25 protein-coding genes and 5 pseudogenes are annotated in these 26,110 nt (G+C 62.2%); 7 read left to right on the top strand and 23 right to left on the bottom strand.

Annotated features, from left to right (window positions below; all coding sequences use genetic code 11):
• Nucleotides 1-6: 6 nt before the first annotated feature.
• From hpaH to OKW44_RS07890, 6 genes and pseudogenes are all read right to left on the bottom strand, one after another.
• On the bottom strand, nucleotides 7-810 hold the full coding sequence (gene hpaH / locus OKW44_RS07915) for a 2-oxo-hept-4-ene-1,7-dioate hydratase (RefSeq protein WP_018424955.1): 804 nt from the start codon (nucleotides 808-810) through the stop codon (nucleotides 7-9).
• 7 nt (nucleotides 811-817) lie between these two features.
• Nucleotides 818-1,216 (bottom strand): 5-carboxymethyl-2-hydroxymuconate Delta-isomerase, encoded by a 399-nt coding sequence (locus OKW44_RS07910; RefSeq protein ID WP_018424956.1) that lies wholly within the window; start codon nucleotides 1,214-1,216, stop codon nucleotides 818-820.
• A gap of 19 nt (nucleotides 1,217-1,235) precedes the next feature.
• Nucleotides 1,236-2,099 carry a 3,4-dihydroxyphenylacetate 2,3-dioxygenase gene (gene hpaD, locus OKW44_RS07905; RefSeq protein WP_018424957.1) on the bottom strand — a complete coding sequence of 288 codons (864 nt, stop codon included), beginning with the start codon at nucleotides 2,097-2,099 and terminating at the stop codon, nucleotides 1,236-1,238.
• 82 nt (nucleotides 2,100-2,181) lie between these two features.
• Nucleotides 2,182-3,640: pseudogene (gene hpaE, locus OKW44_RS07900) on the bottom strand (5-carboxymethyl-2-hydroxymuconate semialdehyde dehydrogenase).
• Between the two features lie 40 nt (nucleotides 3,641-3,680).
• Nucleotides 3,681-4,439 (bottom strand): fumarylacetoacetate hydrolase family protein, encoded by a 759-nt coding sequence (locus OKW44_RS07895; RefSeq protein ID WP_018424959.1) that lies wholly within the window; start codon nucleotides 4,437-4,439, stop codon nucleotides 3,681-3,683.
• Nucleotides 4,436-5,209 carry a fumarylacetoacetate hydrolase family protein gene (locus tag OKW44_RS07890; protein ID WP_018424960.1) on the bottom strand — a complete coding sequence of 258 codons (774 nt, stop codon included), beginning with the start codon at nucleotides 5,207-5,209 and terminating at the stop codon, nucleotides 4,436-4,438. Before OKW44_RS07890 ends, OKW44_RS07895 begins: the two co-directional genes overlap by 4 nt.
• Before the next feature lie 191 nt (nucleotides 5,210-5,400).
• Here OKW44_RS07890 and hpaR point away from each other — a divergent pair, with 191 nt between their 5' ends.
• A complete protein-coding gene (gene hpaR / locus OKW44_RS07885; RefSeq protein ID WP_018424961.1) occupies nucleotides 5,401-5,808 on the top strand; it encodes a homoprotocatechuate degradation operon regulator HpaR in 408 nt (135 codons plus the stop codon).
• A 9-nt stretch (nucleotides 5,809-5,817) separates the two neighbouring features.
• Here hpaR and OKW44_RS07880 read toward each other — a convergent pair whose 3' ends face one another.
• The 3 genes from OKW44_RS07880 to OKW44_RS07870 all read right to left on the bottom strand — a co-directional run bounded on the left by OKW44_RS07880 (nucleotide 5,818) and on the right by OKW44_RS07870 (nucleotide 8,679).
• On the bottom strand, nucleotides 5,818-6,966 hold the full coding sequence (locus tag OKW44_RS07880) for a DSD1 family PLP-dependent enzyme (protein WP_018424962.1): 1,149 nt from the start codon (nucleotides 6,964-6,966) through the stop codon (nucleotides 5,818-5,820).
• 34 nt (nucleotides 6,967-7,000) lie between these two features.
• Nucleotides 7,001-7,675 (bottom strand): HAD-IA family hydrolase, encoded by a 675-nt coding sequence (locus tag OKW44_RS07875; protein WP_018424963.1) that lies wholly within the window; start codon nucleotides 7,673-7,675, stop codon nucleotides 7,001-7,003.
• A 98-nt stretch (nucleotides 7,676-7,773) separates the two neighbouring features.
• Nucleotides 7,774-8,679 (bottom strand): LysR substrate-binding domain-containing protein, encoded by a 906-nt coding sequence (locus tag OKW44_RS07870; protein WP_018424964.1) that lies wholly within the window; start codon nucleotides 8,677-8,679, stop codon nucleotides 7,774-7,776.
• A 119-nt stretch (nucleotides 8,680-8,798) separates the two neighbouring features.
• On the opposite strand from OKW44_RS07870, the gene OKW44_RS07865 reads away from it, so the two are divergent.
• The gene (locus OKW44_RS07865) at nucleotides 8,799-9,878 is read left to right on the top strand and encodes a hypothetical protein (protein WP_018424965.1); all 1,080 of its coding nucleotides are present in this window, start codon (nucleotides 8,799-8,801) and stop codon (nucleotides 9,876-9,878) included.
• 37 nt (nucleotides 9,879-9,915) lie between these two features.
• Here the strand turns inward: OKW44_RS07865 and aroQ are convergent, their stop codons facing one another.
• From aroQ to OKW44_RS07850, 3 genes are read right to left on the bottom strand one after another with little or no spacing between them, the layout of a single operon-like run.
• Nucleotides 9,916-10,353: a type II 3-dehydroquinate dehydratase gene (gene aroQ / locus OKW44_RS07860; protein WP_018424966.1), complete on the bottom strand. Its 438-nt coding sequence runs from the start codon at nucleotides 10,351-10,353 to the stop codon at nucleotides 9,916-9,918.
• Between the two features lie 52 nt (nucleotides 10,354-10,405).
• Nucleotides 10,406-11,476 (bottom strand): Gfo/Idh/MocA family protein, encoded by a 1,071-nt coding sequence (locus OKW44_RS07855; RefSeq protein WP_018424967.1) that lies wholly within the window; start codon nucleotides 11,474-11,476, stop codon nucleotides 10,406-10,408.
• A 51-nt stretch (nucleotides 11,477-11,527) separates the two neighbouring features.
• Nucleotides 11,528-12,931 carry an MFS transporter gene (locus tag OKW44_RS07850; RefSeq protein WP_018424968.1) on the bottom strand — a complete coding sequence of 468 codons (1,404 nt, stop codon included), beginning with the start codon at nucleotides 12,929-12,931 and terminating at the stop codon, nucleotides 11,528-11,530.
• 285 nt (nucleotides 12,932-13,216) lie between these two features.
• On the opposite strand from OKW44_RS07850, the gene OKW44_RS07845 reads away from it, so the two are divergent.
• On the top strand, nucleotides 13,217-14,173 hold the full coding sequence (locus OKW44_RS07845; RefSeq protein ID WP_018424969.1) for a LysR family transcriptional regulator: 957 nt from the start codon (nucleotides 13,217-13,219) through the stop codon (nucleotides 14,171-14,173).
• A gap of 45 nt (nucleotides 14,174-14,218) precedes the next feature.
• Here OKW44_RS07845 and OKW44_RS07840 read toward each other — a convergent pair whose 3' ends face one another.
• The 4 genes from OKW44_RS07840 to OKW44_RS07825 form a co-directional block, all read right to left on the bottom strand.
• Complete coding sequence (locus tag OKW44_RS07840) at nucleotides 14,219-15,568, bottom strand: MFS transporter (RefSeq protein WP_018424970.1); 1,350 nt, start codon at nucleotides 15,566-15,568, stop codon at nucleotides 14,219-14,221.
• 62 nt (nucleotides 15,569-15,630) lie between these two features.
• Entirely contained in the window at nucleotides 15,631-16,197 is a 567-nt protein-coding gene (locus OKW44_RS07835) for an isochorismatase family protein (protein ID WP_018424971.1), read from the bottom strand.
• A gap of 45 nt (nucleotides 16,198-16,242) precedes the next feature.
• On the bottom strand, nucleotides 16,243-16,695 hold the full coding sequence (locus OKW44_RS07830; protein WP_018424972.1) for a MarR family winged helix-turn-helix transcriptional regulator: 453 nt from the start codon (nucleotides 16,693-16,695) through the stop codon (nucleotides 16,243-16,245).
• A 120-nt stretch (nucleotides 16,696-16,815) separates the two neighbouring features.
• Complete coding sequence (locus tag OKW44_RS07825; RefSeq protein ID WP_018424973.1) at nucleotides 16,816-17,463, bottom strand: VTT domain-containing protein; 648 nt, start codon at nucleotides 17,461-17,463, stop codon at nucleotides 16,816-16,818.
• 151 nt (nucleotides 17,464-17,614) lie between these two features.
• On the opposite strand from OKW44_RS07825, the gene OKW44_RS07820 reads away from it, so the two are divergent.
• Nucleotides 17,615-18,142: a GNAT family N-acetyltransferase gene (locus OKW44_RS07820; protein ID WP_018424974.1), complete on the top strand. Its 528-nt coding sequence runs from the start codon at nucleotides 17,615-17,617 to the stop codon at nucleotides 18,140-18,142.
• Nucleotides 18,143-18,233: 91 nt separating this feature from the next.
• On the opposite strand, the gene OKW44_RS07815 is transcribed toward OKW44_RS07820, so the two are convergent.
• On the bottom strand, nucleotides 18,234-19,292 hold the full coding sequence (locus OKW44_RS07815) for an alkene reductase (RefSeq protein ID WP_018424975.1): 1,059 nt from the start codon (nucleotides 19,290-19,292) through the stop codon (nucleotides 18,234-18,236).
• 83 nt (nucleotides 19,293-19,375) lie between these two features.
• Nucleotides 19,376-19,678, bottom strand: coding sequence for an ArsR/SmtB family transcription factor (locus OKW44_RS07810; protein WP_018424976.1), 303 nt, complete (start codon nucleotides 19,676-19,678; stop codon nucleotides 19,376-19,378).
• Nucleotides 19,679-20,034: 356 nt separating this feature from the next.
• Here OKW44_RS07810 and OKW44_RS07805 point away from each other — a divergent pair.
• Nucleotides 20,035-21,073: pseudogene (locus OKW44_RS07805) on the top strand (IS110 family RNA-guided transposase).
• Nucleotides 21,074-21,508: 435 nt separating this feature from the next.
• Here the strand turns inward: OKW44_RS07805 and OKW44_RS07800 are convergent.
• The 3 genes from OKW44_RS07800 to OKW44_RS07790 form a co-directional block, all read right to left on the bottom strand.
• Nucleotides 21,509-22,414, bottom strand: coding sequence for a GlxA family transcriptional regulator (locus OKW44_RS07800; RefSeq protein ID WP_239499263.1), 906 nt, complete (start codon nucleotides 22,412-22,414; stop codon nucleotides 21,509-21,511).
• 120 nt (nucleotides 22,415-22,534) lie between these two features.
• Complete coding sequence (locus tag OKW44_RS07795; RefSeq protein WP_162634104.1) at nucleotides 22,535-22,747, bottom strand: hypothetical protein; 213 nt, start codon at nucleotides 22,745-22,747, stop codon at nucleotides 22,535-22,537.
• Between the two features lie 448 nt (nucleotides 22,748-23,195).
• Nucleotides 23,196-23,411, bottom strand: a complete 216-nt coding sequence (locus OKW44_RS07790) for a hypothetical protein (protein ID WP_018424979.1) — start codon at nucleotides 23,409-23,411, stop codon at nucleotides 23,196-23,198.
• Nucleotides 23,412-23,575: 164 nt separating this feature from the next.
• Between OKW44_RS07790 and OKW44_RS07785 the strand changes: the two are divergent.
• Both OKW44_RS07785 and OKW44_RS07780 read left to right on the top strand, forming a co-directional pair.
• Nucleotides 23,576-23,710 (top strand): annotated as a pseudogene (locus tag OKW44_RS07785) (IS110 family RNA-guided transposase); the annotation flags it as partial.
• Nucleotides 23,711-23,722: 12 nt separating this feature from the next.
• A pseudogene (locus tag OKW44_RS07780) lies at nucleotides 23,723-23,929 on the top strand (IS3 family transposase); the annotation flags it as partial.
• 74 nt (nucleotides 23,930-24,003) lie between these two features.
• Here OKW44_RS07780 and OKW44_RS07775 read toward each other — a convergent pair.
• Together OKW44_RS07775 and OKW44_RS07770 are read right to left on the bottom strand one after the other, a co-directional pair.
• A complete protein-coding gene (locus tag OKW44_RS07775; RefSeq protein WP_018424982.1) occupies nucleotides 24,004-24,987 on the bottom strand; it encodes a phytanoyl-CoA dioxygenase family protein in 984 nt (327 codons plus the stop codon).
• A gap of 638 nt (nucleotides 24,988-25,625) precedes the next feature.
• Nucleotides 25,626-25,771: pseudogene (locus OKW44_RS07770) on the bottom strand (IS5/IS1182 family transposase); the annotation flags it as partial.
• Nucleotides 25,772-26,110 lie beyond the last annotated feature (339 nt).

Genomic DNA, 26,110 nt, shown 5'->3' with positions numbered 1-26,110 from the left:
ATGCGTTCAGATGAAATTCAAACCGATGCCGCCGAGCGGGCCATAGTCGATGTGGAACGTGTCGCCCGCGCGGGCGGGAATCGGGCTCGTGAACGAGCCGCTCAGGATCACGTCGCCCGCATTCAACGATTCGTCGTACGGAGCAATTTTGTTGGCGAGCCACGCGACGCCGGTGGCCGGATGGTTGAGCACCGCCGCCGCGAGCCCGCTTTCCTCGACCGCGCCGTTCCTGTACAGCAACGCGCCGACCCAGCGCAGGTCGACGTCGAGCGGACGCACCGGCCGGCCGCCGAGCACGACGCCCGCGTTCGCGGCGAAGTCGGAGATCGTGTCGTGGACCTTGCGCGGCGCGCGTGTTTCGCGATCGAACTGCTCGATGCGCGCGTCGATGATTTCGACGGCCGGGCTCACGTACGCAGTCGCGTCGAGCACATCGAACAGCGTGACGCCGGGGCCCTTCAGCGGTTTGTTCAGCACGAACGCGAGTTCTACTTCGACGCGCGGCGCAATGAAACGATCCACGCGAATGTCCTGGCCGCTTTCGATGAACATGCTGTCGAGCAGTGGCGCGTAGTCCGGTTCGTCGATCTGCGACGAGCGCTGCATCGCGCGCGACGTCAGGCCGATCTTCCTGCCCTTGATTACGTGGCCTTCGGCGAGTTTCAGCTTGGCCCACTCGCGTTGTATCGCGTAGCCGTCCTGTACGGTCATCTCTGGATACTGCGCGGAAAAATGGCGCAGCTGCGTGCGGGTCTTTTCCGCGTGATCGAGTTGCGCGGCGAGGTCGCGAATGGTTTGTTCGTCTAGCATGCTGATGTCAGCCCCTTAACCGCGCGTGCAGATTGTTGTGCTTCCAGGTGCCCGCTTCGCTGAACTCGTTGATTTCGAGCGACAACGCGAGCCCCTGCCGTTCGAACTCAGTGGCGAAGCGCTGCTTGATCAGCGCGAACAGCGCGTCGCCGGTCGCCTTCTTGACGACCTCCGCGCGGCCCGCGCCGATCTTCAGATTCGCGTGCAGGAACGCGGCGTCGGGCCGTCCATCGGCGATGCAGTACTGGTCGCAGCGCAGCGCGCGCACGCGGATGCCGCCGAGCGGATAGACGCGCTCGCCGTTATCGCGCTGCGCGTCGAGGCACTGCGCGAGGTCTTTGCATAGATCGCCGAGGCGTTGCACGTCCGCGAGGTTGGCGCTGTATTCGAGTGTCAAGTGAGGCATGGCGATTCCTTCGCGAATGTCAGACGGGTAGCGGCGTGACCGGGAAGATCGCGTTGATCTGGCCGGTGCCCGAACTGCCGAAATAAGGCGTGACGACTTCGACCTTGCCGTCGTAACGATCCCAGCCGAGCGCACCGAGCAGCATCGCGGTATCGTGCATGCCGCCTTCGCCCCAACATTTCTCGTTGTAGAGCGGCAGCATTTCGCAGAAGGTCTTCCAGTCGCCGGCTTCCCACATGCGAACCACGGTGCGATCCATCTGTTCGAGGAACGGGCTCCAGACTTTGTGCATGAACTGCTCGGCGGTGCCGTTGTTCGCGAAGTGATGCGACAGCGAGCCGCTCGCGAGAATGGCCACGGTACCGTCGTAGCGTTCTTCGATGGCCTTGCGTACCGCGAGGCCGAAACGCGCGCTGGTCGCGAGGTCGTGCCACATGCACCAACCCGCAACCGACACCGCCTTGAAGTGCTGATCGCCGTTCATATAGCGCATCGGCACCAGCGTGCCGTATTCGAGCTCGAGCGTGGTCTCGCTGTGCGCGCGGCTTTTCACGCCCATTTCGTTGGCGACTTCCGAAATCAGTTGGCCAAGCCCGACATTGCCCGGATACGCGTACGGCATGTTCCTGATGAAATGCGGCAGCTCGTTGCTCGTGTATACGCCTTCGAACTTCGGCGCGCAATTGATGTGGTATTCGCTATTCACTAGCCAGTGCACGTCGAACACGACGATCGTATCGACGCCAAGTTCGCGGCAGCGTCGGCCGATTTCATGGTGTCCGTCGATCGCGGCCTGACGGCAACCCTTGTGCGGACCGTCGAGCTCGGATAAATACAACGACGGCACGTGTGTAACTTTTGCTGCCAACGCGAGTTTGCCCATCGCGGTCTCCAGTGTCGACCGGCGTTAGAGCGTCAGCTCTTACTCCGGTCCCATGCTTTAGCAATTTCGTTTGACGTCGCGATTAAATGCCCCAGCGCGGAATATGATGCGAGCCGAGCGACACGCAGACGTTCTTCGGTTCGAGGAACACTTCATAACTCCACGTCCCGCCTTCACGCCCCACACCCGACGCCTTCGTGCCGCCGAACGGCTGACGCAGATCGCGCACGTTCTGGCTGTTCACGAAGCACATGCCGGCTTCGACGGCGGCCGCCACGCGCAACGCGCGGCCCGTGTTCTCGGTCCAGATATAGCTCGACAGACCATACGAAATATCGTTGGCGAGACGGATCGCCTCGGCTTCATCGTCGAACGGAATCAGGCACGCGACCGGTCCGAAGATCTCTTCCTGCGCGATGCGCATACGGTTGTCGACATCGACGAACACGGTCGGCGTGACGAAATTGCCGTGACGCAAGGCGTCGGGCAACTCGGGCGTATCGAGCCCGCCGCACGCAAGCGTGGCACCTTCCTTCGGGCCGAGTTCGATATAGCTGCGCACTTTGGCGAGATGCCCCCGGCTGATCATCGGGCCGACGATCGTGCTGTCCGCGAGCGGATCGCCAACCGTCAGGCGCTCCGCGCGCTCGACGAAGCGCTCGGCAAACCGCGCGTAAATGGAGCGCTGCACGAGAATGCGCGAGCCCGCGGTGCAGCGCTCGCCATTGTTCGAGAAGATCATGAACACCGCGGCATCGAGCGCGCGTTCGAAGTCGGCGTCGTCGAAGATCACGAACGGCGACTTGCCGCCAAGCTCCATCGAGAACTTCTTCAGGCCCGCGGTTTGCACGATGCGATTGCCGGTCGCGGTCGACCCGGTGAACGACACCGCGCGCACGTCGCGATGCGCGACGAGTGGCTCGCCCGCTTCCTTGCCATAGCCGTGCACGACGTTCAGCACGCCCGCCGGGATGCCCGCTTCGAGCGCGAGCTTGCCGAGCATCGAGGCGCTCAGCGGCGACAGCTCGCTCATCTTCAGCACAGCGGTGTTGCCGAACGCGAGGCAGGGCGCCACCTTCCAGGTGGCCGTCATGAACGGCACGTTCCACGGCGAGATTAGCGCGCACACGCCGACCGGATGAAACAGCGTGTAGTTCAGATGCGAGTCGGTCGGGTACGTGTGGCCGTCGACGCGCGTGCACATCTCCGCGAAATAGCTGAAGTTGTCGGCCGCGCGTGGCACCAGCTGCTTGCGCGTCTGCGAGATCGTCTGGCCGGTGTCCTTCGTTTCGGTCTCCGAGATTTCCGGCACGTGCTTCGTGATCAGCTCGCCGAGTTTGCGGATCAGCTTCGCGCGTTGCGCGGCGGGGTTTCGCGGCCCAGGCGGGGAAGGCGCCTTTGGCCGCTTGCACGGCCGCATCGATCTCCTTCGCGCCGCCGCGTGCGATCTCGGCGAGCACTTCCTGGGTGGCCGGGTTGACGGTTTCGAAGTAGTCACTCGAGGTGCACGCCTCACCGTTGATCAGATGGTCGATCGGCATTGCCTTGTCCTTTCGCTGTTCGGTGGGTCTTTGCTGTCCATCAGACGCGGCCGAAGTCCGCGTCCGAGGCGATCGTGTTGACGAGACGGCCGAGGCCGTCGATTTCGCAGACGACTTCGTCGCCCGTGTTGACGTTGACGATGCCTTCGGGCGTGCCGGTCAGGATCACGTCGCCGGGCGCGAGCGTCATGAAGCCGCTCAGGTATTCGATCAGCGCGGGGATGCTCGTGACGAGATCGCGCGTATTGCCGCATTGCTGACGCGTGCCGTTGACGAACGTGCGCAGCTCGAGCTGCGTGACGTCGGCGATGTCGGCGGCGTCGACGAACCAGGGGCCGAGCACCGTGCCGCCGTCGCGATTCTTCACGCGCAGATTCGGGCGATAGTAATTTTCGAGGTAGTCGCGAATCGCGTAGTCGTTCGCGATCATGTAGCCGGCCACGTGCTGCATGGCGTCTTCACGCGCGACGTTTTGCGCGGTTCGCCCGATCACGACCGCGAGCTCGCACTCGTAGTGCATGAACGTGACGTCGGCCGGGCGACGCGTGACTCCGCGATGGCCGAGCACCGTGCCGGGCCCCTTCAGAAACACCAGCGGTTCTTCCTGTTTGCTGAACTGCAATTCCTTCGCGTGCTCGGCGTAGTTCAGGCCGAGCGCGAAGATCGTGCCGACTTCGATCGGCGCAAGCCAGACTACTTCGTCCTCGCGACGCACGCGGCCGTCGGCGAGGCGGACACCCTGCTCGTGCGGATACGCTTCGTGAATCGCTCCCGCATAGGCGACGCGGCCGCGCATCATGACGGTTCTCCGTTGCGTTGATCCATGCCGATGAACGATATGGTCAAGGGCGGCAGCGTGCCGATCGACAGCGTGGCTGTATCGCCGACGTGCGCGACCGGCGAGCCGTGCGGGACGCCGAGCGTGAGCACGTCGCCCGCGTTCAGCGTCATGAAATCGGTGACGTCGGCGAGCAATTGCGCGATGTTGCGCACCGACGTTGCGGTGCTTGCCGTGAACGGTTCGGCGCGGTTCAGCGAGACGGCGATGTCGAGCCGATCCGGCGCGGCGACGTGGCGCGCGGCGACGAGCGCCGGTCCGATCACGCAGAAGCCGTCGCGTGCGCGCAGTCGCACGTTCGGGCGATACACGTTGGTATGCGGCACGCTCAGATCGCCGACCAGCGTATAGCCGGCGATGTAGTCCGCCGCGCGCTCGACGCCGACGCGCGTCGCGGTACGGCCGATCACGATGCCGAGTGACGCGCCGACCTCGACGCCGAGCGTGTTATCCGGCACGACCACGCGCGCCCGATGCCCGGCCAGCGTGTTGCGCGGCTTCAGATACAGAATCGGCGCTTTCGGCGGCGCCTTGTACGGTGCCGCATGCACTGCGTCGCCCAGCGCGTTCAAGGCGGCGCGATCGTTCAGCAGGGTGCCGTACACGGCGCCGCTGACTGGCGCGCGACACGCAACGCCGCGTGCCAGCAACGCGGCCGCGGTGTGCGCGTCCACGTCGCGAGGCAGCGCGTCGCCTTCGGGATGCAGCAGATGATCGGCAAAGGCAAACATGAATGCGCAGCCTCGTGGCGAAAGTTTGGCGAAAACACTAAGATGTTAGTAGTATCCCGCTTGATATCATTGACGGTCAATAGGCTGCCGGTTGATCGCGGGTTTTCCCGTAAGCTTCGACAGCTGTTTTTTTCTGATTCCTTGCCACCATGTCCGCTGCGTCCACCCGAGTTTTGCACCGCAATTTGCCGATGCTGCTGTTACGCGCCCGCGAAAAAATGATGGAGCGTTTTCGTCCGTTGATCACCGCACACGGACTTACCGAACAGCAATGGCGAGTGATTCGCGCGCTCAACGAGCACGGCCCGATGGAGCCGCGCCACATCTCCGACATCTGCACGATTTCGAGCCCGAGCATGGCCGGCGTGCTCGCGCGCATGGAGAGCATGGAACTCGTGACGAAAGAACGTTTCGCGGAGGATCAGCGGCGCGTGCTCGTGTCGCTGACCGATACGAGCGTCGAACTGGTGCGCGTGATTTCGAAGGATCTCGAGGCGCACTATCGCGAGCTCGAGCGCAAGGTGGGACCGGAGATCGTCGAGCGCGTGTATCGCGCGGTCGACGATCTGTTGGCGGGGTTGTCGGAAGAGGATGAGTGACGCGCCGACCTACCAACCGTAAAACCGCTGCCATTCGACGCTGCTGCCGTCCGGCGCAACCGCGTGATACTCGGGGAACTGCGCGCCGGTCGCACAAGCGTGGTTCGGCAGGATGCGCAGTTTCATACCGATCGGAAAGCGCTGCGCGATGTCGTCGGTCTGTGCATTGGCTTGCGCATCGGCCGGAACCGCCGCAAGAATCCCATGCTCCTGATTGGCGCCGCTCACGACATAGTCCGGCAGCAACGTGCCATTGAGCAAACACGGCTGCCCATAGCCGAAATCGTGCGACTGCCGCGACGTACCGCGATCACGGCTTAACGCCATCCAGCCCGCGTCGAGAATCGCCCAGCCTTTGTCTTCCTGATGACCGATCACGGTCGTGAGTACGCTAAGCGCGATGTCGTCGAGCGTGCAAACGCCCACGTTGTGCATGACCAGATCGAACAGCACGTAGACGCCCGCGCGCACCTCGGTGACGTCTTCGAGATGCCGCGCGGCGAGCGCGGTCGGCGTCGAACCGACGCTGACGGCCGGGCATTCGATGCCCGCTTCGCGCAACCGCTCGGCGGCGCGCACGCAGCCCGCGCGCTCCTGCTCCGCGAGCGCGGCGAGCGCTTCAGGTGTATTCAACTCGTAGCTCGAACCCGCATGGGTCATCACGCCGCCGACCTTCACGCCGTTCTCGTGCAGAATCCGCCCGACGTCGAGCAGCGTCTGCTGTTCGGGCTGGATGCCCGAGCGATGTCCGTCCGTATCGACCTCGATCCAGACCTCGAACGTTTCGCCGTGCTGGTCGCCGAACGCGGCAATCGCCGCGGCGGCGGTCGGATTGTCGACCACGAGCTTCAGTTCGCACCCCTGGCGGCGCAGCGCGAGCGCGCGCGGCAGCTTCGACGGAACCATGCTGACCGCGTACAGGATGTCGTCGATGCCGGCCGCGAAGAACGCTTCCGCTTCCTTCAGCGTCGACACCGTGATGCCGCGCGCGCCGGCGGCGATCTGCGCGCGCACGACGTCGATGCACTTGGTGGTCTTCACGTGGGGCCGGAACGCGACGCCGAGCGCATTCATCAGCCCCTGCATCCGCGCGATGTTCTTCTGCATCCGCGCGACGTCGATCAGCGCGGCCGGGGTTTCGATCTGTTCGAGTTTCATGCTTGCACCTGAGGAGCGGGGTGAGGGTGGAGGTTCAGTGACGACGATTGCGGCCAAAGCCCGCGAGCCACGGCACCAGCCCATCGAGCGATGCCGCTTCGACCTCGGGCGCCTGCGCTCCCGTGACGAGCGGCAGGCCGACGTGGTTGTGCCAGTAGGTCCGCAAGCCGACGGCCGCGGTGCCGAACATGTCGTAGCTCGAGCCGGCGACGAACGCGGCGCGTCGCGGCTCGACGCCGAGCTTGTCGAGCGCGAGGCGGTACGGTTGCGGGTCCGGCTTGTAGACGCCGGCATCCTCGGCGGTCACGATCGCGTCCCAGCGCACGGGCAAGAGCGCGGCCGCCTGCGAGCCAAGCCGCGTCGAGCAATTGGTGACGACCGCGAGCTTGCAGTGCGGCGCGAGCGCGCGCAACGCACCGGGCGCGCCGGGCCACGGCGTCAGGTTCAGCCAGTTCGCCTGGAGCGCGTTCGCGGCCGATTCGGACAGACCGACTTGCGTGGCGGCCTCGCGCACCAGTTGTTCGTAGGGAACGTAGCGGCCGCAGCCGTATGTCAGACGCAGATAGGCAGCCCGCCATGCGCGGCCCGCTTCGTCGGAGCCTGCCGCACGGTTCCATGAGGTCCACGAGTCGAGCAGGGCGGTTAGCAGGTCGAACAGGACCGCGTCGGGGTAGGCGGGGGTGTCGGTGGAATGGGCGGCGGCAGTCATGATTGCATGGGGCCGGCTGTTGAGGATGAGTCAATTATAGGTTTTCGATAGTACGTCAGCGTTCAGACAGGTTGACTCTTAGATTCAGATCGACTGAATCATCGCCGCCACGGTGGCAGCGGCCTGAAGCGGCTTTGCAGATACTGCATGAAATGGCGTGTGCGCGCGGGCAGTGCCGCCCGCTGATGCGTGAGCGCGATCACGTTCGCGTCCGGCGCTTTCCAGCCCGGCAGCAGACGCACGAGTTTGCCCTTCGCAAGATCCTCGGCGACGTCCCATTCGGAGCGCAGAATCACGCCGCGTCCCTCGCAGGCCCATTGGCGGATCACGTCACCGTCGTTGCAACTCAGATGCGCGGACACGCGCACGCCGCGGCGCGTGCGGCCTTTGCTGAACTGCCAGAGTGACACGTCCTCATTGTTTTCGCGCAGCACGATGCACGGCAGCCGGCTCAACGCATCCGGCGATTCGGGCTGGCCGATTCGCTTGACGAGCGCGGGCGCGGCGCAGACGAAGCGCGCGTTCGGCGCGATCGTGTAGCCGACCAGGTTCGACGGCGGCAGCTCGCCGATATGCAAAACAATATCGAAGCGGTCGAGCGTTTCGGTCAACGGCCGGTCGGACAGCGTCAGCGCGACGTCGATGTCAGGGTTCTGCTGCTGGAACTCGCCGATCAGCGGCGCCAGATGGCGTCGTCCGAAACCGAGCGGCGCATTGATCTTCAGCGTGCCGACGAGGCCGCCGCGGCGCGTTTGCAGATCGTCGAACAACGCGTCGAACTGCGCGATCAGTTCGGCGCCGCGCTCGCACAGCAGCAGGCCTTCGTCGGTGAATTGCAGACGGCGCGCGCTGCGGTTCACGAGCTGCGTGGCGAGCTTCTTTTCGAGTTGCTGCAGGCGCTGCGTGACCGCCGACGGCGACAGCGCGAGTCGGCGCGCGGCGGCGATCAGGCTGCCGCTCGCGCGCAGCGTGAGCAGGAAGCGGATATCGGCCGAATCGTTCATGGGTGCGAGGCGGGTGCAATGGCGGGAGCGGGGAATCTCGCAGCATAATGCGTCCCGCTCGATCACAGGGTAAAGTGGCGCTTCCGGTCTATTGATTCAATCATTGGAAGAGAAGTCCCATGCCGTTGCCTCATGAGTCGTCCGCGTACGACGCCGCGCCCAATACTCCGCTGAAACAGGCGGTTTTTCTGCACACGGGCTGGCGCAGCGCGGGCACGTGGGTGTGGTCGCGGCTGCGCGAACACGAGCGCGCGGCCGGGTTTTACGAGCCGCTCAGCAATGTGCTCGCCGATCTCAAACTCGCCGACGTGCCCGCCTCGCGGCCGACCTTGACCTCGGGGCACCCGCCGCTCGCCGCACCATACTTCGACGAATACCGCCCGTTTCTGCGCGAAGATGCGCGCGGCGTGGCGGGTTACGATCGGCGCTTCAGCCTCGATCGCTTTACGCGCGAGCCCGATGCGACATTCCCGTCACTGCAGGCCTATCTGCGCGCGCTGAGCGAGCACACGATCGAGCAGGGCCGCGTGCCCGTCTTCAAGTTTTGCCGCACGGGCGGTCGTCTGCCGTGGCTGAAGCGCGCGTTTGCCGAGGCGCTGCACGTGGGCGTGCTGCGCAATCCCGCATCGCAGTTCGCATCGGGTTGGATGCTGCGGCAGCAGTGGAGCAATGCGTTCTTTGTCGCCGCGCCGTTTCGCGTGCTCGGTCTGAATCAGATGGACCCGCTGGTGCGCGAAGCGATCGGCGTGTGCGGCGTACGCCTGCCGCCGCTACCGTCGATGCCCGATGACGCGTATGCCGTGGCCTGCGAGCAATTCGCGCGCACGGTGGACAGCGACAACGCGTATCGAGCGTTCATTGCGTTGTGGATTCTCTGCGCGCTGCGCATGGGCGAGGGCGTCGATTTGCTGATCGATATGGAGCGGCTCGGCGAGTCGCGCGACTACGCGGCCGGTCTGCGCGCCGCGTTCGACGCGCAATGCGGCTTGTCGCCCGATTTCACGAGCGCGCGCGATCTGGTCGAGGAAACGCGCCGCAGCGCGGCGCGTATGACGGGCATCGACGGCGGCGCGTTGCGCGCCGTGCATTCCGCCGCGCTTAAATTCCTGAAGGCGCGGGCGGGCATTGACGCGGCCTTCGTCGAGGCGGTGCGCCAGAAGATGGTGCTGGCCAACGAGTTGACCGAAACATGGCGCTAGCCGTGCGAGGCCAGCGCCGCGCGGCGCATTCCCGTGGCTAGCCCGCCGCCGATACCGCCGCGCGCAGCCCGAGCAGATAGCTGTCCACGCCGAAACCGCAAATCTGTCCTTTGACGATCTCCGCGAACACCGACCGATGCCGGAACGCTTCGCGCGCGTGAATGTTCGACATGTGGATTTCGACCACCGGCACGGTCAGGATCGCGAGTGCATCGCGAATGCCGTAGCTGTAGTGCGTCCATGCGCCGGCGTTGATCAGCACGCCATCGGCGTTGTCGGCGAATGCCTGGTGGATGCGCTCGCACATCGCCGCCTCGCTATTGGTCTGAAAGCTCTCGACCCGCACGCCGAGCTCATCGCCGAGCGCGCGCAGGAGCACGTCGATTTCTTCGAGGGTGATCGTGCCGTATTGCGCGGGGTCGCGCTTGCCGAACATGTTGTGGTTGATGCCATGCAGCATCACGAACGATTTCATAGAGTCATCCTGAGTAAGCCACTGAGTAATCTCGACGCGACTTCAGATTGTTTTAGCGGACGGCCGCCGCGACGGCGCGCGTCGTATCGACGACCGTGCCGGTGCAGGCCGCTTCGACGATCGCCTCGGTGATACGCAGATTCCGCAAGCCGTCCTGCGCGCTGACGAGCGGCGGCTCCTTGCCGTGAATGACGCGCACGAAATGCTTGAGTTGCAGCTTCAGCGGATCGTCGCGCGTCATGTCGGCGACGCTGACGTCGAACGGCTTCCACCACGAGCGGTCCGCGGCTTTGGCGTAGGTCTTCAGGCGCATCGTCGGTACCGCGAGCGAGCCGAACGTGCCCGCGATCACGTAGCAGTCTTCGTCCGGGTACGACGGATAGGCCTTGTTCTCTTGTGACGTTTGCTCCCAACTGCGCGCGCTCGCGGCGGTATCGGACAGCATGAAGCTGCCGAGCGCGCCGTTCGCGAAACGCAGGTTGATCGCAACCGTATCCTCGACCGGAAAGCCGCGCGTCGCATGTGACGAGAAAGCCTGCACGGCGACGATGTCACCGCACAGCATGCGCAGGTTGTGCACCTCGTGAATCATGTTCAGCAGGATCGGACCGCCGCCGGGCTGGCGCCGCCAGTCGGCATCGGCGAAGTACTCGTCGGGTTTGAAGAACACCGCGCTGCCCATCACCGCGACGAGCTTGCCGAGCCGGCCCTCGTCGATCAGCTGCCGCGCGCGCGCCATGATCGGGCTGTGCGCGCGATGATGGCCGATCAGCAGCGGCACGCCGCTGCGCGCTGCGTCGGCGGCGAGCGTTGCCGCTTCGTCGACGCTCGGCGCGATCGGCTTTTCGAGCAGCGTCGGCACGCGCGCCGCGAGGCAACGCGACGCGTGTTCGACGTGCAGCCGGTTCGGCGTAGCGAGAATCACGCCGTCCGGGCGATCGCGTTCGAACAGTTCGTCGAGCGTGCGGAAGAGCGGCACGCCCGCCTCGGCCGCGAGCGCGGCGGCCGCGGGCGACGGGTCGACGATCGCCGACAGCGTGCACGCGTCGCTTTGTTGCGCGACCGCCAGATGGGCGCGGCCGATGTACCCCGCGCCGGCGACGGCGATCCGGGTGCGGTTCATGAGCGGGTTCCCTGAAAGTCCTGATCAAGACGCGTTAAAGGGCAAACGGGCTCAAGCAGCGGCCTTTTTCGCGTCGGCCATGCTCTGCGCGCGCATTGCGTCGTAGCTGAGCTTGTCGAGCGGCACGACGTTCTTTTCACCGAGGTCGCCAAGCCGCACACGGAAGTTCTCACGCGCGCTCCATGCGGCGATTGCGCAGACGATCGTGATGGCGAACGTGATCGCGCCGATCGTCAGCGGCACGTTGTGCGATCCCGGCGGCGCGACGTAAGCGAACAGCGCCGGCAGCAGCGCGGTGATCGTCGTGCCGATGTTCTGGCCGATCGCCATCGCGGAGACGCGCGAACGGGTCGGGAACAGTTCCGGATAGAAGCTCGGGAAGATCGCGTTGTAGCCTTGATAGATGACGCCCCACATCAGGATCGACATCACCATCGCAAGCGGCACGTTGTGGATGCTGATCGCGTACAGATACGCGAAAGACAGCAGCCCTGCGCCGATCGAGCCGACGATGATCGGCATACGCCGCCCGATCCGGTCGGACAGATCGCCCACGTACGGAATCACCAGCACCGCGACGATGTTGCCGATCACCGGAATCCACAGATACAGGCTCTTCGAAAAGCCGATGCCGTACGACGGCTGCACCGCGTACGCCGCGCCGAAGATCGTCGCGACGACCGGGATCACGTTCATCAGCGAGCACAGCACGACGCGCAGCATGTCGCCCCAGTTGTATTTGAACGCTTCGACGATCGGCGAGCGCGGCACGCCGCCGCTCGCGTCCTCCTTCGCGAACGCGGGCGTTTCCTCGACTTCGCGGCGGATGATGTACCCGGCGATCAGCACGACCGCGCTGAGCAGGAACGGAATGCGCCAGCCCCACGCATTGAACGAGGCGTCGTTCATGAAATAGGCGAGCGGCAGGAAGACCGCGGCGGCCAGAATCTGGCCGGCCTGAACGCCTTGCAGCGTGAAGCTCGCGTAAAAGCCGCGTCGCCCGAATGGCGCGTGTTCGAGGATCATCGAACTGGCGCCCGAGATTTCACCAGCGACCGCGAAACCCTGGATCAGTCGCAGCACGACGAGCAGCACCGGCGCGAGAAAGCCGACGTGCTGATAGGTCGGCAGCAGACCGACCGCCATCGTCGACAGACCCATCAGGAACATGCAGACGAGCAGTACATTCTTGCGCCCGTGTGTATCGCCCCAGTGTCCGAGCACGACCGCGCCGATCGGCCGCGCGACGTAGCCGACGCCGTAGGTTGCGAGCGATGCGACGATCGCGATCTTGGGATTACCGGAAGGGAAGAACAACTGAGGAAAGATCAGGGCGGCGGCCTGCGCATAGATGAAGAAATCGTAGTACTCGAGTGCCGAGCCGATCCAGCCGCTGGCGGTAGCCTTGCGCGCCTGCGAGCTATGCCCGCTGCTTGCCGATGCGTTCGTTTGCATGACGTCTCCTGAATGGGAAATGTTTTTGTCAGCTTCTACGGCTGAATCATTGGCGCCTTTAAACGGGCGCCGCGCAAGCCAGGATTTTCCTGGTCTGGTTGCCGCGGTGCGGCACAACGGGGATGGATCGACGCGTGTCACGAGCGGCCGCGATGCACTCCGGGTTAACCACAGCCTGAGTGCGCCGGGCATTGCATTCAAGCCAGCATTCAAACGACTGCCCCTTGCCCAACCAATCCGTCGGCGCTAGGGTAATAGCGTTATGCGCCGACACAATGCGTCCAGATGCAAACTCAGAATGCGCTCACAGCCACGAATGAATCCTTCCTGCGCGATCTGCAGTTGTTCTGCCATATCGCGCGGCGCGGCAGTTTTGTCGCGGCGTCCACGGAGATGGGGCTGTCCCCGTCGCATGTGAGCAAGCGCATCGCAATGCTCGAAGCCGGTCTCGGCGTGAAGTTGTTTCAGCGCACCACGCGCCGGGTCAGCGTGACGAGCGACGGCGAAGCGGCCCTGCAGTGGGCGCAAAAAATTCTCGATGACGTGCAGGGGATGGCCGACGCATTCGCCGATCGCCGCACCGAGCTGAGCGGTCTATTGCGCATCAGCACGAGTTTGCGGCTCGGCCGCAAGCACGTCTCGCCGATTCTCGCGATGCTGCGCGAGCGCCACCCGAAGCTCGAAATCTGGCTCGAGCTGCTGGATCGGCGCGCGGATGTCGTCGGCGAGAACTTCGATATCGACGTGCGCGTGGGCGAAGTGCAGGAGCCACATCTGATCGCGCACAAGATGGTGGAGAGCGCGCGCATTCTGTGCGCGTCGCCAGCTTATCTCGAGCGGCACGGCGCGCCGGTGGAACTCAACGATCTGACTGGCCACGATTGCCTGCTGTTTCGCGGCCGCGACGACCGCTTCGGGGTCTGGCGCCTGAGCGGGCCGCATGGCGAAAGGAGCGTGAAGGTGACGGGCACGGTCGCGTCGAATCTGAGCGACATCGTCGTGCAGTGGGCGAAGGAGGGATACGGGATCGTGATGGTGTCGATCTGGGACGTGGCCGAGAGCCTGCGCGCGGGCGAACTGGTGCGCGTGCTGCCCGACTATCGGCAATCCGCCGATGTATGGGCGGTGACGGCCGAGCGTTTGTCGTCGTCGGCACGGATTCAGGTGTGCATCGAGTTTCTCAGGGAGCAGCTGACGCGCGGACCGTATGCACTGGTGACGCGCGACGTGGGCGGACTCTGAGCTACGCCGCGCCTGCCTGGATCCGGTGCTCACACGCTTGCGCTTTTACACGCTCGAAGCCGTATCCTCTTCCGCCTCGTCCAGCTCGCTACGCTGAACCGTCGTTATGGAGTCGGGAATGACCGTGGTGGCCGTGACGGGCCGCGGATCTTCGATGCTGTAATGCAGGCGCCAGCCTTCGCGATAGAAACGCAGTTGCCGGTATCGCATCAGATAGACAAGTCCGACGAGCGCCGCGCCGAAGCCAGATGCAGCGCCGACGCCGAGCGCCCAGCGTGGCCCGAAACGGTCGGCGACCCAGCCGACCACCGGCGCGCCGAGCGGTGTGCCGCCGAGCGCGATCGCGAGCAGGATCGCGATCACGCGGCCGCGCATGGCCGGTTCGGTGGTCAGTTGCACGAGGCTATTGGTCGAGGTGGTGAAGGTCTGCGTCGACACGCCGATCGCGATCAGCACGATGCCGAACAGCACGTAGTTCGGCATCAGCGCAGCCGCCGTGCAGCCGACGCCGAACATCGCGCCGGCGCCGAGCAGCAGCCCCATGGTGGGCCGCGCGCGGCGCGCGGCGAGCAGAGCGCCGGTGACCGAGCCAATCGCCATCGTCGAGCTGAGCACGCCGTACTCGCCCGCGCCCGCACGGAACGCGGTGACGGACATCGTCGAGATGAAGATCGGGAAGTTCAGGCCGAAGGTGCCAATCAGGAACAGCATCAGGAGCGCCGCCTTCAGATCGGGGCGTGTCCAGACATATTTGAAGCCTTCGACGAAGCTGCCGCGCGAGCGCACATTGCGCGGCTTGATATGTAACTGGTCGAGCCGCAGCATGCGCAGTGCACCGAGCACGGCGACGAACGAAAGCGCGTTGATCAGAAACACCCAGCCACTGCCCACCGACGCGATCAACAGACCCGCGACCGCTGGCCCGAGCATGCGCGCGGCGTTGAACGACGTGGAGTTCAGCGCGACGGCATTCGCGAGATCGCGTTCGCCGACGAGGTCGGATACGAAGGTTTGGCGTGCGGGGGAGTCGAACGCGGTCACACAGCCGAGCAGGCCCGCGAATACGTAGACCTGCCATAGCTGCACGAGCCCCGTGACCGTGAGCAGACCGAGCGCGAGCGCCAGCGTACCCATTGCCGCCTGGGTCGCGAACAGCAGCTTGCGGCGGTCGAAGTGATCGGCCGCGTAGCCGGTGAGCGGCAGCAACAGCATCTGCGGCCCGAACTGCAGCGACATCACGATGCCCACCGCCGTCGCGTTGTGATGCGTAAGCTCGGTAAGCACGAGCCAGTCCTGCGCCGTGCGCTGCATCCATGTGCCGATGTTCGAGACGATCGCGCCGCTCGCCCAGACGCGATAGTTGAATATGCGCAGCGAACGGAACGTGGTGCTCACGACAGGGGTTTCCTCAACGCGGGTGGGGCGCATGCGGGTAGCGGCCCGCTTCGATTCAGGCTTTAAGCGCGCGAACGTTCGAGCAGATCGAGTACTTCCCGCGTCGTGCCGGTTTCGCCGAGGCGCGGGAAGATGCGCGTGATGCTGTTTGTGTGCGCGTCGGCGTTCAGATCGGTCATCGCGTCGACGACGAGCGTGACGTTCAGGCCCGCCTCGCTCGCGAAGCGCGCGGTCGATTCGACACCGATGCTGGTCGCGACACCGACGAGCACCACTTGCGTGACGCCTTGCTGTTGCAGATACGCGGCCAGGTCCGTGTTCGTGAAGGCGCCCCACGTGCGCTTCGTGACCAGATGGTCAGACGGCTGCTGCTTCAGTTCGGGCAGAAGCTCGGCGAAGTCGGGCGGGAAGTCGGCGGAGCGGCGACCCTGGTCGGTGCGGCCCGGTGCGCCGGCGGTGACGTTCACGAGCACGACGGGCAGGCCATGGCGGCGGAACGCGTCGAGCAGCGTAACCGAGCGTTCGACGATTTCGCTGGCCGGATGGGGGGCGGTGGGCAGCGCGACGATGCCGCGCTGCAGGTCGACGACGACCAGTGCGGTTTTGGCGTCGAGAGTAGTGAGTGCCATGAAGTGCTCCTGCGAGTGGCGAGACGCGTGTGCGCGAATCGCGAGTTACAAATCGACGAGGCGTTTCAGCAGATCGACGCCCGTCGCGAGTTGTTGCTGTTCGGCTGCCGTGAAACGCGTTTGAATCGTGCGGTACAGCCAGTCTTCGCGTGCCGCGCGGCTTGCCTTGACCTTCTTGCGAAAGGAGGGTGTCAGCGACAGAACCGTCTGCCGTCCATCGTTAGGATCGGGCGTGCCGCTGACGAGCCCCGCCGCTTTCAGTACCGCGAGCGTTTCTCCCATCGACTGCGGCCGCATGCCGTGCGCACGCGCGAGCGAGGTGACGGTGGCCGGGCCTTCGCGTTCCAGCAGGCTCAGCACCTGCACCTGCGACGGCGTGAAGTCGCCGACATGCGACTCTTCGCGCAGACGCCGGCGCAGCTTGCCCGCCAGCACGCGCAGATCTTCGGCGAGCGTATGAAGTTCTTCCGGCGTAACTGCGGGAGGGGATTTGGTCATGCGGTGAACTCGTGCGATGACATGATGTGAAGGTTTCCTGATAAGGTTACCTTCGTATCTCGCCCGGGTCAAGTTTTGAGGTGGCGGGAGGCCGTACGCCGAAACGTCGCCACGATGGCCTCAGCGCGCCCGCATGCGCCGGTTGAAAAAGCGCCATACCGCTCCGCCGACGAGCATCGCACCGCCGAGCGCGAGGCCCAGCAACACCAGCGAACTCAGATGCTCGCGCACCACCGGCACGTTGCCGAACAGATAGCCGCCCGCGATCAGCGAGACCACCCACAGCGCCGCGCCCGCGGTGACGAACGCGACGAAGCGTGAGAACGTCATGCGCGACACGCCCGCGGCGAACGGCGCGAACGTGCGCACCACGGCGATGAATGGCGACAGCAGGAAGGTCAGGCGGCCGCGCGTCTCGCTGAACACGTGGGCGCGGCGCAGCGCATCGCGATTGAGCCAGTAGTAGTTGCGGGTATAGACCTTGTCGCCGACCGCATGGCCGATTGCGTACCCGACGCTGCTGCCGGCCACCGTCGCGACGAACAGCACGGGCGCGATGATCCACACGTTCAATGCGCCGGTGGCCGCGAGCGCGCCGCAGATGAAGATCAGCGGATCGCCGGGCAGAAAGAACAGCGGCAGAAAACCGTATTCGACGAACACGACGACAAACAGCAGTGCGTAGATTGCCGTGCCGAACTGCACGATCAGCGCGCTCAGGTGCTGATCGAGGTGCAGCGCGATCTGCAGCACATTCATCAGGTTCATCTTGGCGTGGCCTCAGGTGGCGTTCGGATGTGATGAGTGTAGTCCCGCGAGCATGCGTGCAGGGCGTTTGCGCGAGTTTTTGCCATATGCCGCTTGTCGATGTTGCGATGCCGATGTCAAACTCGGGGCGGTCATCATCGGACGCAACGCCATGTCGCACGATTCCGCCATCACCTTCCGTTTTGCCGCGTCGCACGAAGCCGAAACGATTCGTGCCATCGAATTCGAAGCGGGCCTGCGTTTCGTCAGCGTCGGCATGACCGGGGTTGCCGATGCGCCGCCTATGGCGCGCGAGGTCGTCGAGCGCAAGATCGAGGCGCGCGAGATCATCGTCGCGCTCGACCAGCAGACGATCTGCGCGGGCTTCGTGATGTTCGAGCCGCAGCCGACGCGCATCTACGTTCAGGAACTCGATGTGTTGACCTCGCACGCGGGCAGGCGCATCGGCGCGGCATTGATCGAAGAGGTCGCGCGAATCGCGCGCGCGCGACAATTGACACAGCTGGTGCTGTCGACGTATCGCGACGTGCCGTGGAATGCGCCGTATTACCGGCGGCTCGGGTTTCGCGATCTCGACACGTCGGAACTCGACGCGGCGTTGCTCGCGCGGCGCGACGCGCATATCGCGCGCGGGCTCGATGAATCGAAACGGGTGTTTATGCGGCGCGAGCTTGTCTAGCGCACAAAAAGCGGCGGGCGTGACTGGAATTCAGTCACGCCCGCCGCTTTGTCATTTCATACAGCGGACATGAGCCCGCTGACGCTACCGATTACACCGTTTCGAGCGCCGGATAATCGGTGTAGCCGACTTCGCCGCGCGCATAGTACGTCGCCGGGACCGGCTTGTTCAGCGGCGCATCTTCAGCGAAGCGGCGCACCAGATCCGGATTCGCGATGAACAGCTGACCCCAGGCCACCGCATCCGCTTCACCGGCGTCGAGCACCTGCTGCGCGCTTTCCTTCGTGAACTTCTCGTTCGCGATATACGGGCCGCCGAACGCTTCCTTCAACTGCGGGCCGAGGCGGTCGTCGCCGAGCGCTTCACGTGCCGCGATAAACGCGATCTTGCGCTTGCCGAGTTCGCGCGCGACATAGCCGAACGTTGCGGCCGGATCGGAATCGCCCATCGTGTGCGCATCGCGGCGCGGCGCGAGATGCACGCCGACGCGGTTTGCGCCCCACACGCTGATGCACGCGTCGGTGACTTCGAGCAGCAGACGCGCGCGGTTTTCGATCGGGCCGCCGTAGGCATCGGTACGCTTGTTGGTGCTGTCCTGCAGGAACTGGTCGAGCAGATAGCCGTTCGCGCCGTGCACTTCGACGCCATCGAAGCCCGCGGCCTTGGCGTTTTCCGCGCCCTTGCGGAACGCTTCGACGACACCGGCGATTTCATCGAGGCCGAGCGCGCGCGGCGTCACGAACGGACGCTCGGGACGCACGAGGCTCACGTGACCACCCGCCGCGATCGCGCTCGGCGCGACCGGCAGCTCGCCGTTCAGGAACAGCGGATCCGAAATACGGCCGACGTGCCACAGCTGCAGGAAGATCTTGCCGCCCGCGTCGTGCACGGCCTGCGTGACGAGCTTCCAGCCTTCGACCTGCTCCTGCGACCAGATGCCCGGCGTTTCGGCGTAGCCGACGCCTTGCGGCGTGACCGACGTCGCTTCGCTGAGGATCAGACCGGCGCTCGCGCGCTCGGCGTAGTAGCGCGCCATCAATGCGTTCGGCACGCGGATTTCCTCGGCGCGCTGACGCGTGAGCGGCGCCATGATGATGCGGTTCGGCAGCGTGATATCACCAATTTGCAGCGGATCGAAAAGAGTCGGCATAAGAGTTCACCTTTGGCGGCGGGCAAGGCCCGAGCCTCAAAAAACTGCGTGAAAAAGGAAGCGCGGCGATGCGAATGCGGCGCTCAGAGCTTCGTGTTCATGTATTCGAGGAATGCCTGAATGACGGGCTCGTTGCGCTTGAAAAACACCCATTGACCAACCCGTTTCGACGTGACGAGACCCGCGCGCTGCAACGCGGCCAGGTGCGCCGACACGGTGGACTGCGACAGGCCACAGCGCGAGTCGATCTTGCCCGCGCACACGCCGTGGTCGAGCGGCAGCTCCTGATCGGCGAAATGCGCGTGCGGCTCGCGCAGCCAGCCGAGAATCTCCCGGCGGACCGGGTTGGCCAGCGCTTTGTGGATCGCGTCGAAATCGGGCGTCATGTGGATGGTTTTCAGGTGATTCGGCAACCGGCACGCCGCATGGCGCGCGCGACATGCATCGCTACAGAACGAATCATATATCGTAACTTAACGATATGGGTGAAAACACTACTGCGGATGGGGCGATAGGTATCGACATACAAAAAGTCCGCATTTTCGGAGCAACGCTCTAAACTGAACCGCCCCGGATTTGGTGGAGGCTCCAACTCTTGAGAAAAATGGTATGGGCGCCTCCCGCTTGAGGAAATGGTAGGAATTTCGCAGGTAACCAAGGTCGACTTTCACGGGCCTATGGCATGGGCATGCTCATGGTGCAAGATTATGTGGATGTTCAAAGGCAAACTGGAGAGGCCGAGATGAAGCTGACGCCAGTTGGAATCGATATTGCAAAGACGGTCTTCCAGGTGCACTACGTGGACGAGGACACGGGCGAGATCGTGAACAAACCAATCAAACGTGCGGCGTTACTCGAACATTTTGCGAACCGGTTGCCTTGCCTTATCGGCATGGAAGCGTGCGGTGGTGCGCACCACTGGGCGCGGACACTGGTGAAGATGGGCCATCAAGTCAAGTTGATGCCAGGAGAATTCGTGAAGGCATTCAACATCCGAAACAAGAACGACGCAGCGGACGCCCGGGCGATCTGGCTTGCTGTGCAGCAGCCTGGCAAGGCCGTTGTGGTGAAAACTGAAATGCAGCAGGCAATGCTGGCGCTGCATCGCATGCGCGAGCAACTTGTGAAGTTCCGGACCATGCAAATCAACGGCTTGCGCGGACGGCTAACCGAGTACGGCGAAGTTACGGCTAAAGGACGGGCGTCGATTGACAAGGCGATACCCGAGATTCTTGTCCGGGTTGCGGAACGGTTACCCGCAGTGCTCATCGACACGTTGCGTGAGCAATGGAACGGGCTGACGAAGCTGGACGAGCAGATCGCAGCGATCGAACGCCGGATGCGCGAATGGAAGAAGGACGATCATGCCGTAAAGGCGATCAGTGAGATCCCCGGCGCGGGGTTGCTGACCGCGACCGCGGCGGTTGCGATGATAGGCGACGCGAAGGCGTTTCGATCGGGGCGGGATTTTGCCGCGTGGGCGGGACTGGTGCCGAAGCAGACCGGATCGGGTGGCAAGGTAAACCTTCACGGCATAAGGTAAGCGCGGCGACACATATTTGCGAACGCTGCTAATCCACGGTGCACGCGGTGTGTTGATAAATGCGAAATAACCAGGCGCATGGGTCGAGCAGCTGAAAAAGCGGCGGCATCCGAACGTGGTGATTGTCGCACTGGCAAACAGAATGGCGCGGACGATCTGGGCGGTACTAGCCAATGATCGTCCGTACCAGAAGGGATACGTGAGCATACATCCGGCGGAAGTGGGAAACTTCTCGTAAGAAATTGACTCTGTTGAAGTGGAGCGTCGAAGGTTGCGTTGGGGCTCGAGAGTGATGGCAACACAGGTCGGACCGTGATTCGCTAAACCTGAATGGCTCCAAGAGCTCCGAGCTCGTGAGAAAAATGAGGTGCGGGTCAGCGGATTCCATAGTGGCCCGCAGCGGAAGAACCAGCTGCAGCAAGGCCGGATATACAGCTGCAACCCATCCTGTCCGTCTACGCACAAGAGAGCTTGCTCAAACGGGAGACGTTCATATACAAACGACTATCGGCAACTTGAAACAACGGTCGCCGAACTCGCATTAACTTAAACCAACCAGCCTCGATGATTCCGGGGCGGTTCACCGGTGCGCTTGACGTGACTCCACACTTGCCGGTTCACCGGTGCGCTTGACGTGACTCCACACTTGCGCATCTGGATTGCTGTTCGTACGTCAACTCTTTCGTCGACTCTGCGTCCGGAACTCAGTAGGCGACATCGAGAGCTCTTTACGGAAAAGCTTCGACAGTCTCTCTCCGTTGCTAAGACCGGTTCTACGAGCGATCTTGTCCACCGGAAGATCGCTGTTGGCGAGCAGCTTGCACGTAAGATCGAGCCGCGCACCAAGAAGGTACTTTGAAGGCGTAACACCGAGCTCCCGTTTGAACAGACGCAGGAAATTGCGCTCACTCATCGAAGACGTGCGCGCCGCATCGCCCACCGATATGGGCTTCGCGCAGTTCTGGACGATCCAACGCGCCGACGCACGTGCTTTCTCGGCGAGCGTCTTTCCATCCATCTCATCGAACGCGGGGGCCAATGTACGCCCGCCATCCGCGCCGAGACGGTCCGCCACGCGCGCGGCCAAGTCCGCTCCCAGATCCATCTTGAGCAGTGCGAGCGAGGTCACCAAAGCCTGATCGCGATCATGCTCCGCAGCGCTCGCGGATAACGATCGGAGACGGATATCATGCTTCATCGAAGGCCAATCGCACCGCGCCACGCCGGCAGCCGACAAAACCATGTGCCCATTCCCGATCGCGGTGACACGGACGCCTCTTGCACAAACCAGTCGCAACAGATCAATGAGGTTGTCGTCGACGGAGGCGTGCGCGACACCACTTCCGCTGGGAATGAAGAGGTTGTCGAGACGATCGAAATCGCGCGTGGAAAAATGCTCTGTCCAAACCATCATCGATGACGAGCACGCAACCCCTCCACCGCCAGCCGAGATGAGGTTCACGCGATATGTCACGGAATGATTCGAACTTTGAGATTGCAATTCATTAGCGACATGCAGAGCTTCGGCGAGCGTACCGGCGTCCAGCAACGAAAATCCGTCATACAAAATAATCGCCACGTGCTTCACGATTGTCGAACACTGAACAGACCGAATGTCCTGTCTCGGACAATCAAGCGGTGCTAGCGCCTCAGATAAGATTGGCGTCATGCGGCCTCCAATTCAGCAGGTTTCTATTCGTCACACGGAAAGAAGACAGGATTTCCATGTGTCGTCGGACTTCGATTCTCTCGTTTTCAGATTTATCCTTGCCGTTTTAATCGACAAGGTTTCAGGCGAGAAAAATACGTTGCCAAAGGGCGGTGGTGCAAGCCCGGCATCCAGGTCGCGGCGCGCGATAAAAACGACTGTCAGCGGAAAATGCAGCGGCCTTGCCTCAATGTCGAGATGCAAGGTGTCCGTTTCAAAATAGCGGAGGCGTCACTGCAATATAGGCAACCCCGATAATCAGAAAGAAAATAGTAATAACAAGCATCGCCTTCCCGTTTCGTATAACGATATCGGGAGTCTCCGCCTGATGCGAGTCAGCGAGATTTTCATATATCGGTATTCCTGGTTCGAGCGTATTCTTCATATCGTAGACTTTGAAGATAAACTAACGAAAGAATGAGGAGTTGCGCCGCGTAAATATCGTTACATGCCGTAACTTACCGCGTGAAAAAAAATCCCACCAATTACTTTCAGGCTTTATCGGCCGGACAGGGCTAAGTTTTGACTTAATGAAACTACGGCGCGTCCAACTGGCCGCATACCTTGGTGAATTAGTAGGGAAGGTCTGCAAAAGTCCTGGTGTTGACGTCTGGGTGGACGAAAAGCGCTACAAGGCGAAGCCGCTTCAGATCTAGTCCCGGCTAATACATCTGATTGAATCATTCATGCCCATGGCTTCACCGAGTCTCGCGACCGCAACCATACAAATCCGGTCGCCGGCCTCTTCAAGCGTGATGGTCTGTTCTTTGTAGGCCAGTGCGATCGCCTCCACTGCACGCATAAAGAACTCCGACTCCTCATCCGTCCAGTCTACGGGAAGGTCAGCACTAAGCCCTTCTGAATTCATCCCTGCCTCCTTAGAATTCCTTGTGAGGCCCACGAAGCAAGCTGGATCTCGCTCCTTTGCGCTAGCACCGGATCCGGAAGACTGTTAAGTGGGCCTACGTCGTCGCGCGGTCTCCGAGGTCTCGTTTGCCGAGAACTGAGCTGCGAAGCCGTGCCTCAAACTGGAGAAGAATCGTTTCTTGCCGGACAAAGGAAGGCATGTCGAACAAGGAAATCCACCGCTGCCTGAAGCGCTATATCGTCCGGGAGCTGTACCCGCTCATCCTGGCAGATCTGGCCGATTCGACGCGTGTCGCTTGACATAGGAGCGTCAATGCGCCGACCGAGAGTCTGTGGGGTTCGCTGAAAGTAGCACGCATGCATGGACGACACTTCGCCACGCGGCGTTCTGCAATGGATGAGGTGATTGATTGGCTCGGCTTTTACAATGCGCGCCGGTTACACTCGACACTCGACTACGTCAGCCCCATGACATTCGAGAAGAACTGGTTCGCAACTCAGCGAGGCGAAGCCGCGTAATTCCTCCAGCTATGGGATTCGTCAAACGGGGGCAAGGTCATAGTTCCCTTTTCCCGCGAGCGTCCCCGAGTGCATCACTTCACCAACACCTTGATGGCCAATCTCTTGGTCATCTGGAACGTCTTCGGAAAGGTGGTTTCCACTCCCATGACCACTCTGCTGGAAAAACGATCCATGTCCTTGGGACAATGAAATGCCATGCCGTCGAACTCTCGCAGCTGCAAAGGCTTGATTTTCGACTGAAACTGCAGGAACCGATGAGACGCTGGGATGAAGTGCGATGTCAGTGAGCTGCGGGAAAACTGCGGGCGCGTCGTGCGCAAACTGCCGTGAATCGTCTTGGCGTTCCAGAACAGGACGTCGCCCTTTTGCAGGAACGGCGCACGAAACTCAAGCCGATGTTCCGTCAGGATTTTCTTGACCAGTTGCTTGTAGCGATCGTGATTGAACGCCACATCAAAATTCTTCCCGTTCTTCGCCATGTCGATGCGATGACTCTTCGGCACCACGAAGAACCGGCCCGCGCCCGCATCAATGTCCTCGAGGGCGTACCAGCAGGCAGCCATCGTGCCGATGCTCTCGCTGTCGAGGTAATACGTGTCCTGATGGGGCCAGGTTTCCGAGTTGCCCTCGAAATACATGCTCTGAACGAGCGTCCCCTCTTCCGAAAAGAGTTCCCGGTTGACGGACTTAATGGGCGCGCTCGCAAACACACTTACAGCGAGTCGCTTTAGCGGCGCGAAGTCCGCGTCACTCAGTGACTGAAGATTGAGCAACGGATTCATCACGAAGCCGTGCTCGTTGATCCTGTTCTTTTCTGGATTCGCGGTGGCCTGACGGTAGATGTATCCCGGATAGCGCTTGACCGTGTGGTCGAAAGCCCCGCGAATGGAATCGCAGATATCCGGATCGACCACGTTGCGCACAACAACGTAGCCGTTTTCTTCGTAATAGCGCTTGGCGCCGACCAGATCCGTCAATTGGAAGGTAGTCCCGTTCTCGGCCTCAACTTCCGGAATTTCAATTTTAGTGCCAATCGGACTCAGAATTTGATGCATATGCCCTCCAGCATATCAGTTATACGAAATCTCTCCCGCCGACGCTCGGTTTGAGAACAGGTATTTACATTCAGCGACATAGTGCGGCGCTTGAATAATTTGGCATTTGACTTTTACTCTCGTTCTGGGTGATGCATTGGAACCAGCATCGACGCACTGGACAGAGACGGAATTCAAGCAACGAGCCTCAGCGATGCGCGTCTGGACACGCGAATGAGCATGCTTGCGGAACGATTGGCAGTCCAACCCGGCGGATTCCTCGGCGGCAACAGCAATGGAAAACCTGGCGTCAAAACAATCTGACTTGGAGTCAAAGAGGTTCATGTTGCTGTCTAAACACGGCGTGGGTTACGCGTTAAGGGTGATGCCGACATTTATGTATAACTGCATGGCCTAGAAGGCCTAGAAGGCATCACCGATCATACGTGTCATCTCGCTTCGATACTACAAGACCAGATGAACCATTTCCGCCAAATGATTGGCGTAAAACGCTAAAGACGTTAAGGAAACGCTGAACAAAGAAGGATCGTGCAGCGCTGTTCGCACGATGCGGATTCTGTCGCGAACCGCCAGCGGATTTGCCCACTAGCCAGTGCGAATATTCATTTCTGCAGGGCTTTCACCACTGTTTTTGCGCTTTATGCCGCCCCGCAGACGGAGTTCTCCATTGATTGCAACAACGCTTTCTTTGCAATCACCAGATTGCCCAGCGCAAACAAGGTATCGTACTGCGCACCGTTTTAGCCAGGCCCCGGTAGCGAGCCTTCTTGTGGTTGAACAGGTTTGAGCTTGCCCCCGAAAAACGAATCCCTTGCTGAGCAGGTAAACTCAAGCAAGGAGAAGGTTGCGTTGGGAATCGAGAGTGATGGCAACACAGGTCGGACCGTGATTCGCTAAACCTGAATGGCTCCAGGAGCTCCGAGCTCGTGAGAAAAATGAGGTGCGGGTCAGCGGATTCCATAGTGGCCCGCAGCGGAAGGACCAGCTGCAGCAAGGCCGGATATACAGCTGCAACCCATCCTGTCCGTCTACGCACAAGAGAGCTTGCTCAAACGGGAGACGTTCATATACAAACTACTATCGGCAACTTGAAACAACGGTCGCCGAACTCGCATTAACTTAA

Origin of the sequence: Paraburkholderia lebeckiae (genome assembly GCF_050436325.1) — a bacterium.
Classification (GTDB): Bacteria; Pseudomonadota; Gammaproteobacteria; order Burkholderiales; family Burkholderiaceae; genus Paraburkholderia; species Paraburkholderia tuberum.
Note: the sequence above shows the minus strand (reverse complement) of the source record. Positions and strands in the feature narration are given on the sequence as shown.

Bases quoted from the DNA above. Each gene is read 5' to 3' on its own strand.
- hpaH (WP_018424955.1), bottom strand. From the start codon at position 810: ATGCTAGACGAACAAACCATTCGCGACCTCGCCGCGCAACTCGATCAC.
- OKW44_RS07910 (WP_018424956.1), bottom strand. From the start codon at position 1,216: ATGCCTCACTTGACACTCGAATACAGCGCCAACCTCGCGGACGTGCAA.
- hpaD (WP_018424957.1), bottom strand. From the start codon at position 2,099: ATGGGCAAACTCGCGTTGGCAGCAAAAGTTACACACGTGCCGTCGTTG.
- OKW44_RS07895 (WP_018424959.1), bottom strand. From the start codon at position 4,439: ATGATGCGCGGCCGCGTCGCCTATGCGGGAGCGATTCACGAAGCGTAT.
- OKW44_RS07890 (WP_018424960.1), bottom strand. From the start codon at position 5,209: ATGTTTGCCTTTGCCGATCATCTGCTGCATCCCGAAGGCGACGCGCTG.
- hpaR (WP_018424961.1), top strand. From the start codon at position 5,401: ATGCTGCTGTTACGCGCCCGCGAAAAAATGATGGAGCGTTTTCGTCCG.
- OKW44_RS07880 (WP_018424962.1), bottom strand. From the start codon at position 6,966: ATGAAACTCGAACAGATCGAAACCCCGGCCGCGCTGATCGACGTCGCG.
- OKW44_RS07875 (WP_018424963.1), bottom strand. From the start codon at position 7,675: ATGACTGCCGCCGCCCATTCCACCGACACCCCCGCCTACCCCGACGCG.
- OKW44_RS07870 (WP_018424964.1), bottom strand. From the start codon at position 8,679: ATGAACGATTCGGCCGATATCCGCTTCCTGCTCACGCTGCGCGCGAGC.
- OKW44_RS07865 (WP_018424965.1), top strand. From the start codon at position 8,799: ATGCCGTTGCCTCATGAGTCGTCCGCGTACGACGCCGCGCCCAATACT.
- aroQ (WP_018424966.1), bottom strand. From the start codon at position 10,353: ATGAAATCGTTCGTGATGCTGCATGGCATCAACCACAACATGTTCGGC.
- OKW44_RS07855 (WP_018424967.1), bottom strand. From the start codon at position 11,476: ATGAACCGCACCCGGATCGCCGTCGCCGGCGCGGGGTACATCGGCCGC.
- OKW44_RS07850 (WP_018424968.1), bottom strand. From the start codon at position 12,931: ATGCAAACGAACGCATCGGCAAGCAGCGGGCATAGCTCGCAGGCGCGC.
- OKW44_RS07845 (WP_018424969.1), top strand. From the start codon at position 13,217: ATGCAAACTCAGAATGCGCTCACAGCCACGAATGAATCCTTCCTGCGC.
- OKW44_RS07835 (WP_018424971.1), bottom strand. From the start codon at position 16,197: ATGGCACTCACTACTCTCGACGCCAAAACCGCACTGGTCGTCGTCGAC.
- OKW44_RS07830 (WP_018424972.1), bottom strand. From the start codon at position 16,695: ATGACCAAATCCCCTCCCGCAGTTACGCCGGAAGAACTTCATACGCTC.
- OKW44_RS07825 (WP_018424973.1), bottom strand. From the start codon at position 17,463: ATGAACCTGATGAATGTGCTGCAGATCGCGCTGCACCTCGATCAGCAC.
- OKW44_RS07820 (WP_018424974.1), top strand. From the start codon at position 17,615: ATGTCGCACGATTCCGCCATCACCTTCCGTTTTGCCGCGTCGCACGAA.
- OKW44_RS07815 (WP_018424975.1), bottom strand. From the start codon at position 19,292: ATGCCGACTCTTTTCGATCCGCTGCAAATTGGTGATATCACGCTGCCG.
- OKW44_RS07810 (WP_018424976.1), bottom strand. From the start codon at position 19,678: ATGACGCCCGATTTCGACGCGATCCACAAAGCGCTGGCCAACCCGGTC.
- OKW44_RS07790 (WP_018424979.1), bottom strand. From the start codon at position 23,411: ATGAATTCAGAAGGGCTTAGTGCTGACCTTCCCGTAGACTGGACGGAT.
- OKW44_RS07775 (WP_018424982.1), bottom strand. From the start codon at position 24,987: ATGCATCAAATTCTGAGTCCGATTGGCACTAAAATTGAAATTCCGGAA.